Raw genomic sequence first — 12,335 nt, 5'->3', positions numbered from 1 at the left:
GGGTTCCAGCACGCATTTCGGTACGATCAGCGTCGACCCGGTCAATGGAACGTTGACGTTCCACGTTCAGAATGCGTCCTTTCCCAATTGGGAAGGACAGTCGCAGAAGCGAAGCTATGAGCTTAAAGACGGTGAATTGAGCTACCGCGTCACACCTCGACCGAATGGTGATGTGCCGATTTCGGTCTGGAAACGGGTCGATTAAAGGGGGATCAGACAAACGATCACAACAGGTCTGCCGCTCGCGACAACGAACGGCAGACCTCACGATCAACCGAGCACAACCTTGTTGCCAGCATCGACAACAATCGGCCTCAGCCCGGCCGCTTAGTGCGCGTTAAGCAGAACGCTGGCAATGACACCGGTCGCGACGGCGGCAAGCACATAGTCACCGTTCACACCCACCCACTGATATCCGCGCGGCGGCGCTTGCAGGCCGTGTTCGTGCCAGTTGTCGACCACATAGTTACGATCGCGGTACTCTGTCGGCAGCCGTTCGCCCTTGTGCCAATCGTTGTGCGGAACCGGACCGCCCGGGCCGCCCATTGATGCCTCATGCGGTGACGGTCCGCGGCCATGTCCACGCTGAACCGGCCGCTGGCCGTGATCATCATTGTGCGGCTGCGCAATCGCGGCAACGGACGTACCCAGTAACGATACGATCAAAAACGGTACGGCAAATGTCGACTTCATGGTTTCGCCTCAGAGTGAATGACGGGATAGCTGTTTGGCGCTCCAACTCCAGACGGGGGCGAAGCGCCAGTTGCGTCTTGACCGTGTCGCTATGCGAAATGGATCGCCTATCGGTGGGGTCAACGTCGGACGCCGGCAAATGATGTCATAAGAATGCGTGTCGGCTCAAATCGATCGGCACATTTCCGCTGCTTCGACGCGCGTTCTAAGAATGTTTGACATTCGTTACTACCACGCGACCACATCAATTGTGTGAATTGCAGCAATTGCTTCGGGTGCCTGACCTGAGCCAACATGTGTTGCACCAGAAACCGCATCCTTGCATGGCTCCCGACGCACACGATGAAACCGGTCAACGAATCCTGGATCCGCGACGCGGCGGCCGGTCTACCGTCCACGCCGCCCATCGCCGCGCACCCTGCCTACCCTGCAAGTACCCCGGCACCCGGCAGCAGCCTGCGGGCGACCGCGATCCTGCTGCTCGGCTACGCGATTCTGATTACCGGCAATGGCCTGCTGGGCACGCTGATCTCGCTGCGGCTGATCCAGCAGCAGACGCCGTCGCTGGTGGTCGGTGTGGTGCAATCGGCTTATTACATCGGCTTCATGGTCGGCGCATTATGGGGCGGCGGCCTGATTGGGCGGGTCGGACATCATCGTGCCTTTGTCACATTCGCCGCCGTCTCGGCGTGCTGCGCGCTCGGTTATGCCACGTGGAGCTCGGCCACGACGTGGACTGCGTTGCGCTTTGTGATGGGCTTTTGCCTCGTCGGCATTTTCACGGTGGTGGAAAGCTGGCTGCATCAGTCGGCCAGTAATGCGCAGCGCGGACGGGTGTTTTCCGCGTACATGATCACAAACTATCTTGGCGTCGGCACAGGGCAGTTCCTGATCAGCCTCGCCGATCCGGCTGGCTTCGCCCTCTTCAGTCTCGTCAGCGCGCTGTTTTCCGCTTCGCTGATACCGGTTGTACTGGCCGGCAATGCACCCGTGGCGACGGCCCCGGTGGAGGCTCCTGAGAGCGGCGGCGGTTCGCGTCTCGAACGTGGACTCTCGGGCTTGAGCACGGTTTACAAATGGGCGCCGCTCGGAGTGTATGGCTGCCTCGCCGCCGGTCTGCTGAACAGCGGGTTCTATACGATGCAGCCGGTGTTCATGCGCCGACTCGGCTATTCGGTCACCGACGTCTCGCACTTCATGGGCTTCGCACTGCTCGCGGCGCTCCTGCCGCAATGGCCGGTCGCGCGGCTCGCCGATCTGTTCGACCGGCGCATCATCATCGTGACCATTACCGCGCTTGCGGCGGTGTGCAGCCTGCTGCTGTTCGTGCTGCCTGGGGGCACGCTGGTCGAGGTGCTTGGGTATGTGTATGTCAGCGTGGTGTTCTCGCTGTACGGCGTGGTGACGTCGCACGTCAACGACTGCATTCCGGCCGGCCAGCGCATCGCCGTCAGTGCCGGGCTGCTGCTGATCTTCTCGCTGGGCGCGAGCGCGGGGCCGACCTTGGCGTCGGCGCTTATGGGACTCGCAGGTCCAGGCGGACTCTATCTGTTCACGTTGCTTGTGACCGGCACGCTCGCGGGCCTCGCGCTCAGCAGTTTGCGCGCGACCCCACGCGTCAATGCGGCGCGCTGAGCCACACCACCGTCAACGACCGCACGCCTTGTGCGCCGCGAATCAGCACGCCTTCGATATCCGCTGTAGCGGACGGCCCCGTCACCAGCGCCGCATATCGTGCACGCTGAAAATCCGGCCGCCGGTAGACGTCCTGCAATCCATCGATCATCTGTGCAGGGTCGAGCAGCACGATCAGATGCTGCACGATATAACCGATCGCATTGACCACATATTCCTGCTCGCTGAACCACACCGAGCCGGTCTCCGCGACGCCAAAGCGGGCCCGTACGACACCGACATCCACATCCTGCAGCGAAGCGGGTAGCATATCGGCGCTCAGCGGCCGAGTGCCGGCCACCTCAGGCGCAGCCGAGCACACCGAGGCGTCCGCCCCAAAGCGCTCATGGATCAGCGCGAGCACATCCGTGGCGGATGAAGCCTCAACGCACGTCCCACCCATCCCCGCCAACGCCGCCGTAAACCGCGCCCGCAAATCGCCGCCCACCGAAGCAAACAGCGGCACCTCGGGACGCTCGCGCGCCTCCGGCTGCGCCGCGCGCACCTTCGCGAGAAAAGCCTCACGCGTTGCCATCGCCACCTCCACGATTCTTCCGGTACCACGCGTGAAACGTTAGCTTCGGCGCTTCCGGCAGTTCGCGCTGCCGGCCCCAGATATTGAGCGGGTTATACAGAACGAAATTCGGCAGACGCCGCAACGCGCCGCCCATCGACGACACCGTCGCCCGGTACAGCGTCGGGCTCGCCAGCAGACGTCCGGCCATCTTCAGCACTTCCTGCTTCACGAACGGTACTTCATGGCGCTCGGTGATCACCTGCCGCCACTTGTAAATCTGTTCATGGATATTGATCTTCACCGGACAGACATTCGTGCAACTGCCATTGAGTGTGGAAGCAAACGGCAACGCGCTATAGCGTTTCAGATCGTAGGTCGGATTGATGATCGCGCCAATCGGTCCTGAATACGTACCACCGTATGAAAGACCGCCGCTGCGCCGGTACACCGGGCAGGTGTTCATGCACGCGCCGCAGCGGATGCATTTGAGCGAATACCAGAAGTCCTGCATCGCAAGGCGCTCCGAGCGGCCGTGATCGACGAGGATATAGTGCATCTCGGTACCAGGACGCGGCGCGCGGAAGTGCGACGTGTATTGCGTAATCGGCGAGCCGAGCGCGCTGCGCGAGAGCATGCGCACAAACACGCCAAGGTCCGCGACCTTCGGAATCAGTTTTTCAATGCCGATCGAGGCAATATGCAGCGGCGGCACGTTGGCCGACAGATCCGCGTTGCCTTCGTTGGTACAGACCACCACCGTACCGGTTTCCGCTACCGCGAAATTGCAGCCCGTCATGCCGGCCGTCTTTTCGCGCACGAAATAGGGCCGCGTATTCATCCGCTGACTTTCGGCGAGGTAGTGAATATCGCTGTTCTCGGGATCGGTGCCGATGGTGCGGCCGAAAAGTTGTGCGACATCGCCGCGCAACTTGTGCACGGCGGGCACCACCATATGGCTCGGGTCCTGATGATCGAGTTGCTGGATGCGCTCGCCGAGGTCCGTCTCCATCACCGTGATGCCGCGCGGCTCGAGATATTCGCGCATCGCACATTCGTCCGTGAGCATCGACTTGCTCTTGACGAGGGTCGTCATGCCGCGCCCGGACATGATCTGATAGACCAGCTCGTTGTGCTCCTCCGCGGTTGCCGCCCAGTGCACGGTCACACCGTTCGCTTCCGCCGCGGATGCAAACTGTTCGAGGTACCCAGACAGATGCGACAGCGTATGTTCCTTGATGCCCGAGGCCAGCTCGCGCAACGTTTCCCATTCGGCGATGTTGTGCGCCTGCGCATCGCGCTTTTCGCGCAGGTCCCAGAGGCGCTTGTCATGAAACGCCACATGTTCTGTCTTGGCGATGAAAGCGCCCGCGGCTTTCGCGTGATCGATCCGGCTCATTCGCGTGCTCCGTTCAAAACCTGCGCGATATGGATAAAACGTGCGTCCGCTTTCATCCGCTCCGCGCAACCCTGCTGGTGCATCAGGCAGGACATATCGCCTGAGACGATGTATTCCGCGCCCGCGTTCAGGTGATCGCGAACCTTGTCCTGCCCCATGCGGACCGATACCGGCTCTTCCGTCACAGAGAAGGTGCCGCCAAAGCCGCAACATTCATCGGGACGTGCGAGCTTGACGAATTCGATGCCCTTGACGCCCTTCAGCAAGGCGAGCGGTTTCGAAAAGGGCGTGCCGGCGATTTCCGAGACCGACGCCTCTTTCAAATGGCGCAATGCGCTGCAACTGTTGTGCAGCCCTACCCGATGTGGAAACTCGGCCCAGGGAAAGTCGCGGGCGCCAACCACGTCGTGCAGAAACTCGACCAGCTCATAGGCGACGGCGCGCACCTTCTTCACCTCAGCGGTTTGCTCGATTGCAGTCAGATGCTCGCGCACATGGTGAATGCAGCTCGACGAGGGTCCGACGATGTAGTCGTACCCCGCGAAGTTGCGCGCAAACACCTTTTCAGCGCCCGCCGCTTCGGCCTGGGCGCCGCTGTTCGCCATTGGCTGGCCGCAGCAGGTCTGCTCCTGGGGATAGTCAACCTCGATGCCGAAACGCTCAAGCAACTCGAGGGTGGCGATGCCCACTTCCGGATAGAACGCGTCGATAAAGCAGGGTATGAAAAGAGCGACTTTCATGGAATCGAGGGCCGGCATATTTGAGGGGACGAAGCGCTGCGCTTCGGATGCGGGCGCATGTGCCTACTCTACTGCGGATTCCAGTCCGGCGACGTGCTCGCTGCCCACGTACGCTTTTTGTATGACTGGTCTTGTTGGTCTGACCAAGAATATAAGGAAGTTGGAGAAACGTGTCAATTTGGATACGAACCTTGGCGCGACCGATTTGGACGCACCGAGCCGTCAGCGCGAGTACCGCCCCGCGGCATCAGGACGGCTTGGCCGCCTCTTCTTCATACAGTTCGCGTACGAAAGTCAGATGGCGTTCGGCGGCCTTGCGCGCCTTCTGGGCGTCGCGTGCCATCACGGCGTCGAAGATCGCCTGGTGCTGCGTCAGCAGTTGACGCTCCTTCGCATCGTCGTAGTCGATCAGCCGATGGTATTGCCGCATCCCTTCCCGAATCAGCGTATGGATACCGTGGATGACATGCGCGAGCGCGATGTTATGCGTCGCATCGGCGATAGCAAGGTGAAAGGCCGCGTCCAGCTCCGGCAGGTTCGTGCGGTCGTCGGAGAGCGAGCAGGCCTCCAGTTCTTCGAAGGCGCCGCGGATCTTCTTGAGATCGGCAGCGGTGGCCCGCTCGGCGGCGTATACCGTCGCGATCGATTCAAGCCCCTGGCGCAGTTCGAGAATGTCGGCGCTGGTGCGCGGGTTCTGCAGCAGCAGTTCCGCCAGCGGCTTCGAAATGATCGGCGCCGTCACGTCCACCACCGTAAAGCCGCCCCGCCCCGAGGTCTCGATGTAGCCATCCGCTTCCAGCCGGATCAGCGCTTCCCGCAGCGACGGCCGCGACACGCCCAACTGGGTCGCGAGATCGCGCTCGGCGGGCAGGCGGTCGCCCGGCATCAACGCGCCGTCCGAGATCAGTTGTTTGATCTGGTCAGACACGACGTCGGACAGCCGTTTGCGCGTGAAGGACTGGATCGGGTGAAATTGCATGGGCAAGGTCGTAGCGGTAGAAGGTGTGACGCGCTGCGTTGGTGGACATGGCCGGTCGAAACGTCAGAGGTGGCGTCTGGACACAACGGCCGCATCGGATTGGGGCAATTATAGCGTCCGCTCCCTGTGGCACCTGAGAGGCCACGAGAGCGGCCGTTGCCCTTGGCGCGCTGCTGAATACCGCCGCTCAAGAGCCCCTGTTAGAAACACCCTTCAATCGAACCGGCTCTGCAACAGACTTATCAACCAGCTCACAAACGCTTCGACGCGATCCGCGCGGTGCCGCCAATGCGGATAGATCGCCGAGACCTGCATCGGCGCGGCGCGCCATGCCGGCAATACCTCCGCCAGTTCACCCGCTTCGATGTGCTCCTGCACGTCGTAACGCGGAATCTGGATCAGCCCCAGGCCCGACAGGCAGCAGGCGATATAGGTTTCCGCATTGTTCACGGCAACACGGCTGCGCATCGGCATATTGATGGTTTGCTCGCCGCTTCGATACTCCCATGCGGCAATCCGCGCGCCGCCTGCCGATGCGTAATCGATCGCCCAGTGCTTCGGCAAATCCTCGGGGGCGCTCGGCACACCATGCTTCGCCAGATAGGCAGGGCTGGCGCAGTTGATCAGCGTCAGCGCGCCAAGCGGCCGGGCAACGAGACTTGTGCTGTCCAGCGGACCCACGCGGATCGCGCAATCCACGCCCTCCTGAACCAGATCGATCGGCCGGTCGGTCGACCCCAGCACTACCTGTACGTTCGGATAGCGCTCGAAGAATGCCGGCAACGCGGGCGCCACGAGCCGCCGCGCGATCCGGCTCGGTACGTCGACGCTCAGGCGCCCCGCGATCTCGGTGGGAGCCTTGCGGAATAGCCCGTCGATCGCATCCGCGTCCGCGAGCCAGCTGCGGCTGCGTTCGAGCAGTGTCTGCCCATCCGGGGTCAGCTGCACGAGCCGGGTGGTCCGGTGCAACAGACGCGCGCCCATGCGCTGCTCCAGTTGCTGGACGGCGAGCGAGACCGTCGCGCGCGGCAGGTTCAGCGCCTTCGCTGTCTTGATGAAACTGCGCATATCGGCGACATGCACGAAAACCCGCAGCAGGTCGACCTGATCCATTGAAGTCTGGCTCCATTTGCTTTGTCACGAACCAGACTGAAGCATGAATGCTGCATAGGCACAAGCAACGTCAAAGACTCGGGGAGCCAAGGCATAGGTCGAATGCGCCGAGCCTGACAGTTAGCGCGTTGTGTACCCGCCGTTGGCGAAGATCGTCTGACCGGTGATCCACCAGCCGTCCGTGACGAGAAATTTGACAATCGGTGCGATATCGCCGATTTCGGTCAAGCCGCTTTTTGTCGATTTGCTGAGCGCGGCGGCGCTCGCGTGATAGGCGGCAGACTCTTTCGATTCAGCCGGATAGAAAAACGGCGTATCCATCGGACCAGGACCGATCGCGTTCACCGAGATGCCGCGCTCGCCGAACTCCTTCGAAGCGGCGCGCGTGTAGTGTTCGATCGGCGCCTTGCTGCCAGGGTAAATCGAATAAAACGGCGTATAGGCCGACAGCAGCGAGGTCACGATGGTGACGACCTTGCCGTTATCCGCCAGCTTCTTGCCCGCTTCCTGCAGAAAGAAGAACGCCGCCTTCGAATTGACTGCGAAGATCGTGTCGTAGTCGTGCTCGGTCACTTCGACGATCGGCTTCTTGATGACCATGCCCGTGGTATTGACCGCGATATCGATCTTGCCGAACTGCCTCAGCGCTTCGTCGAACAGCCGCGCGACGTTGGCGGGCTGGGTCAGGTCGCCCTGCACCGCAATCGCCTTCGCACCGGCTGCCTGCACGGCAGCTACGGTTTCTTCCGCGGCGCCGCGGGTCGCATCGCTGTTGTAGTGCACCGCGACAGCTGCCGCACCACCCTTGGCGAGCTCACGGGAAATCAGCCCGCCCAGGTTCTTCGCACCGCCTCCGACCACGACCACCTTACCGTTGAGAGAGTGATCTGCCATGACGTCCTCCGGGACATTGAGTGGGGAGTCACAGTATAGGAGGGGCAAGCGCCACTATTGGCCGGTCGCGGCTGGATGGAAAGTCCAGCAAACGTGAACAATCTGCGCTTCAGCGCGGTTCCACCAGCGCGACCTTCACGAACCCATCGGGCTGCGCCTGCAGTCGCGCGGAGAACTGCTGCATATGCAGCGCAACGCGCCGCGCATAGCCTTTGCCGCCGCCGCTGTAGCGCGACAGGGCTGCATTGAGATCGCCACCGGAGGCGTCGAGATAGCCGCGCAAAATCGACGAGCCGATGGTTACATTGACAACAGGGTCGGACAGATCCTTGCCGCCCGACACCAGTTGCGGATGTGCCGAGGGCAACACCTGCATCAGCCCTTTCGCGCCAGCGGTGCTGACCGCCCGCCGGTTGAAGCCCGATTCGGTGGCAATCACGCCGAGCAGCAGCACCGGCGACATCGCAAAGCGATTCGCCGCATCGAGCACGGCTTGCGCAATCGTGGTGGATTCACCTCGCGCAACGCGAAATTGCCCCGACAAGATAGTTGCAATCTCAACCAGTGCCGACGCGTTAGCGCCGTCAGGCGCCTGGCTCGCCATGACCGGGTTGGCAACGTGCGGTGCGTCGAGTATCGGCGCATCCGTGATACGCGGCGCTTCGGCCGCCTGCGTCGCACTCGCAAATGACAGTGTCAATGCGCCGAGCGTCAGGCCCACTATTCGTGCGGCCCGCGTGGTGCGGTTTTCGCTTCCTCTGTTCGTCTGGCTGTTCTGCATATCGCTCGCTGGCTATTCGCGTGCGATGAACAATACGTGGAACGACGTATCGGACGAACAAAAACCTGTCCGCCCGATGTAAACAGAGCATCAAAACAAGGGCATCACGATCGCAGGGCGAGAATCACTGCGGCAAGACCGCCTCAGCCGGCGTTCAGCACCGGCGCCCGGACCTGCAGACCGGCGACGAAGGCCGCAATCCGGTCGCAGGCTTCGGCGAGACGCGCTTCGTCGACCACAAAGCCAAGCCGCACGAAGCCGTTGGCCGTCTCGCCGAACGCGCTGGCATCGAGCAGCGACACCCCTTGGGCGCGAAACAGTTGCCAGGTGAATTCGACCGTATCGAGACCGCAGCCGCTGACGTCGACCATCATGAACATGCCTGCTTCGGGCAACAGACAGCGCAGCCCCTGCACCCGGCTCAACCGCTCATACACGACGTCACGGCGCCGCCGGTAGACTTCGCGCATATCCGCGACGATCTGTGCCTTGTGCTCGAACGCGACAAGCGCGGCCTCCTGGATGAACCCGGGCAGGCCATACAGCATGCATAACGCGAGCCGTCCGAGATGACCGATCAGCTCCGCCGGCCCGATCGCCCAGCCTACGCGCCACCCCGCCATCGCATGCGACTTCGAGAGGCTCGCGATCGTCACGGTCCGCTCGGCCATGCCTTCGAGCGAGGCGATACTGACGTGCTCGCGCTCGAACGTGAGGTCGGCATAGACCTCGTCGGACACCACCCACAGATCATGCTGGCGAGCGAGTTGCGCGATGCGTTCCAGATCGGCGCGCGGCATCACGACGCCGGTCGGGTTACACGGTGTGGCGAAGAAAATCGCTTTGGTGCGCGGGGTAATAGCCGCTTCGAGCGCGTCGCAATCCAGGTGAAAACCGCGTGCCGCGTCGACGGGCACGGGCACCAGCGTCGCGCCCGAGGCCCGCACACAGGCTTCGTAGGTCAGATAGAGCGGCTCCGGCACGACCACTTCGTCGCCGGGCTCGCACAGACACAGCGCCGCGGCGAAAATGCCGTTCTGCGCCCCGGCGCACAGCATCACGTTGTCGGCCCCGACTGCGCGGCCGGTCGTGCGGGTGTGTTCACGGGCGATTGCCGCACGCAGCGGCTCACGTCCTACCACCGCGGTGTAGTGGGTGTCGCCTCCGCGCAGCGCTTCGACCGCCCGCTCGACGATCGCCTCAGGTGTCGCGAAGTCCGGATCGCCGACGCTCAGCACGATCACATCTTCGCCTCTCGCCCGCGCCTGTTGCGCGGCATGGTGAATCTCCCACGCGGACGTGCGCTTGCCCTGCAGGCGCTCGACCAGACTTGAATACTTCATCCCCACTCCTCACGGCAAAAACTGTCCGGCCATCAATGTAATGGGGAGCGGGCAAAACGTCCATCGTTGCGAACAATGTGCAAGGGAGAAGGCTGCGGGGTTAGCTCAAATCTGGCGACGTAACTCAGCCGGCGGCACCTTCATCAGATGGCGATACTTCGCCACCGTCCGCCGTGCCACCAGCACGCCCTGCTCGGCGAGCATACGCGCCAAGGTCACATCCGAAAGCGGATCGCTGGAGTTTTCCGCGGCGATCATTTCCTTGAGCAGCGCACGGACAGCCGCGGCCGAACAGGTGCCGCCACTTTCGGTGCCCAGCTCGCGCGGAAAGAAATGCTTGAATTCGAAAATGCCACGCGGCGTCGCCATATACTTGTTGCCCGTCGCGCGCGAGATGGTGGATTCGTGCAGGCCGAGCTCTTCGGCGACGTCACGCAACACCATCGGTTTAAGCGCGATCTCGCCGTACTGGAAGAACGCTTTCTGATGGGCGACGATGCATTCGGCCACGCGTTGAATCGTATCGAAGCGCTGTTGTGCATTGCGGATCAGCCAACGCGCTTCCTGCAGTTGCTGTGCAAGCGGCGAACGACTTGCACCGGCCGACTGCGCAAACAGCTCGGCATACATGCGGTGAATCCGTGCGCGCGGCTGCACGGCCGGGTTGATATTCACAATCCACTTGTTGCGCACCTGACGAACGATCACGTCCGGCACGACGTAGTTGTCTTCCGTGCGGCCATAGAAATTACCGGGCTTCGGATCGAGCTTGCGCACGAGAGCACAAGCCACGCGCAACTCATCCGCCGAGCAGCCAATCTGCTTTTGCAGTTCGGCCTGTTCGCGGCGCGCAAGGCGCTCGAGATGATGTTCGACGATCTGCAGCGCGACATCGCGACCCGGCACGTCAACGGGCATCGCGTGCAGTTGCAGCCCGAGACACTCGGACAGCGAACGTGCGCCGAGTCCCGGACGATCGAGCGACTGCACGAGGCGCAGCGCCACCAGCAATTCCTCTTCCGTCAAAGCCGGCTCGAGGTCGACGATCGCAGCCAGATCCGCGAGATCCTGGCGCAGGTAGCCATCGTCGTCGAGCGCTTCGATCACGAAGCGGGCAACTTCACGGTCGCGCTGGTCGAGACGGTACAGCCGCAGCCCGTCGTGCAACTGTTCGCGCAGTGAAGGTTGGGAACGGGCCCATTCGGCCGGGTCGCTGCCTTCGGAATCGCCGTTCTGGCGCGACGAACTGCGGCTGAACGAGTCACCGGAGAATTCGCCTGGGAATTCACCGGACGACATGTCGCCCGACGATTCATCCGAGGCCATGCTCTCACGCGAATCGGCTACCGCCGTGTCGAGTATCGTATCGGGTTCGCTCGCGCTGACGGCGTCGCCAGCCGCGACCGGGACGCTGTCGTCGCCGGTCGAAGAAGTTGCGAGAGCAACGTCTTCCGTGTCGGTCGCGTCGTATTCGAGAAAGGGATTGGTGTCGAGCGCAGTACGCAACTCCTGCTGGAACTCGAGGGACGATAACTGCAATAGCCGCACTGACTGCTGCAACCGGGGAGTCAGTGCCAGTGATTGCCTTGTGCGTAGTTCAATTGAAGGCGGCATTGTAGTCAGTCCTTGCGATAGTTCGAAAAAGTGGCTTGGCACTACCAGAGCAACTGTCGTACCAGCTCGCGCAAACTGCTGTTTTTTCTCATCTTTGCTTTTTCGCCAAGCTCAGGCGGGCCGCTTGCTGCGCCATTTTTTACAATTGGCCGGAAAAATGCGCAGCGGCCGACGATGCCTTTTACCGGGCCGCTCCGCGGGCCACCACGCCAACCCTACAAGCTTATGCGCCGTCTGGACGACGCGTCTACGCCCTTTGCGAAGCGAATGCGCACCCTTGGGCACACGCCTTGCGCCTATGGTCGTGTGGACGGATAAACCTCAGTCAAATGACAAGCGCGCTGCATCAACGCATGCGCAACCAGCGTCAAGTGAATGAGTCGCGTATCCGGTGTCGATTAACGGCCCTGACGGAACCGTAGCGGCAACGATCCCACGTGTGTCATCGGCGACTCGCATTCAGTCGCGATCGACCACATAGGTAACAAGACCGCATCTCTTTTCAACAACACGAAGGAGCAGTTATATGAAGACCATCCATTTTCTGAAGACCGCTGGCGTCGCTGCCTGTGTCGCTTTCGCCCTGAACGC

At 62.0% G+C, this 12,335-nt stretch carries 12 protein-coding genes; 2 read left to right on the top strand and 10 right to left on the bottom strand.

The annotated features are described in order from the left end of the window. On the top strand, positions 1-205 hold a 205-nt coding region (locus tag M0954_RS06920), incomplete at its 5' end, for a lipocalin-like domain-containing protein (RefSeq protein WP_297352309.1). 122 nt (positions 206-327) lie between these two features. On the opposite strand, the gene M0954_RS06915 is transcribed toward M0954_RS06920, so the two are convergent. Then, a complete protein-coding gene (locus tag M0954_RS06915; RefSeq protein ID WP_122155775.1) occupies positions 328-693 on the bottom strand; it encodes an RcnB family protein in 366 nt (121 codons plus the stop codon). Positions 694-1,035: 342 nt separating this feature from the next. Between M0954_RS06915 and M0954_RS06910 the strand changes: the two genes are divergently transcribed. Continuing rightward, positions 1,036-2,328, top strand: coding sequence for an MFS transporter (locus tag M0954_RS06910; protein ID WP_123387381.1), 1,293 nt, complete (start codon positions 1,036-1,038; stop codon positions 2,326-2,328). On the opposite strand, the gene M0954_RS06905 is transcribed toward M0954_RS06910, so the two are convergent. The 9 genes from M0954_RS06905 to M0954_RS06865 form a co-directional block, all read right to left on the bottom strand. Next, positions 2,312-2,902, bottom strand: coding sequence for an LUD domain-containing protein (locus M0954_RS06905; protein WP_122155773.1), 591 nt, complete (start codon positions 2,900-2,902; stop codon positions 2,312-2,314). The genes M0954_RS06910 and M0954_RS06905 overlap by 17 nt on opposite strands. Next, positions 2,889-4,280: an LUD domain-containing protein gene (locus M0954_RS06900; RefSeq protein ID WP_297352307.1), complete on the bottom strand. Its 1,392-nt coding sequence runs from the start codon at positions 4,278-4,280 to the stop codon at positions 2,889-2,891. Before M0954_RS06900 ends, M0954_RS06905 begins: the two co-directional genes overlap by 14 nt. Beyond that, positions 4,277-5,020: a (Fe-S)-binding protein gene (locus tag M0954_RS06895; protein ID WP_123387587.1), complete on the bottom strand. Its 744-nt coding sequence runs from the start codon at positions 5,018-5,020 to the stop codon at positions 4,277-4,279. Before M0954_RS06895 ends, M0954_RS06900 begins: the two co-directional genes overlap by 4 nt. A 247-nt stretch (positions 5,021-5,267) precedes the next feature. Beyond that, complete coding sequence (locus tag M0954_RS06890) at positions 5,268-5,999, bottom strand: FadR/GntR family transcriptional regulator (RefSeq protein ID WP_122155771.1); 732 nt, start codon at positions 5,997-5,999, stop codon at positions 5,268-5,270. Between the two features lie 213 nt (positions 6,000-6,212). Then, positions 6,213-7,112: a LysR family transcriptional regulator gene (locus M0954_RS06885; RefSeq protein ID WP_123387382.1), complete on the bottom strand. Its 900-nt coding sequence runs from the start codon at positions 7,110-7,112 to the stop codon at positions 6,213-6,215. Between the two features lie 120 nt (positions 7,113-7,232). Continuing rightward, on the bottom strand, positions 7,233-8,006 hold the full coding sequence (locus M0954_RS06880) for an SDR family oxidoreductase (protein WP_122155769.1): 774 nt from the start codon (positions 8,004-8,006) through the stop codon (positions 7,233-7,235). A gap of 109 nt (positions 8,007-8,115) precedes the next feature. After that, on the bottom strand, positions 8,116-8,706 hold the full coding sequence (locus tag M0954_RS06875) for a lytic transglycosylase domain-containing protein (RefSeq protein WP_297352305.1): 591 nt from the start codon (positions 8,704-8,706) through the stop codon (positions 8,116-8,118). A 224-nt stretch (positions 8,707-8,930) separates the two neighbouring features. Further along, on the bottom strand, positions 8,931-10,130 hold the full coding sequence (locus M0954_RS06870) for an aminotransferase class I/II-fold pyridoxal phosphate-dependent enzyme (RefSeq protein WP_297352303.1): 1,200 nt from the start codon (positions 10,128-10,130) through the stop codon (positions 8,931-8,933). A gap of 105 nt (positions 10,131-10,235) precedes the next feature. Further along, entirely contained in the window at positions 10,236-11,744 is a 1,509-nt protein-coding gene (locus M0954_RS06865) for an RNA polymerase factor sigma-54 (RefSeq protein WP_297352301.1), read from the bottom strand. Positions 11,745-12,335: the final 591 nt, after the last annotated feature.

Origin of the sequence: Paraburkholderia sp., from assembly GCF_026225065.1 — a bacterium.
Lineage (GTDB): Bacteria > Pseudomonadota > Gammaproteobacteria > Burkholderiales > Burkholderiaceae > Paraburkholderia.
The sequence above is the reverse complement of the archived record's forward strand: the minus strand, read 5'-3'. Positions and strand labels throughout refer to the sequence as shown.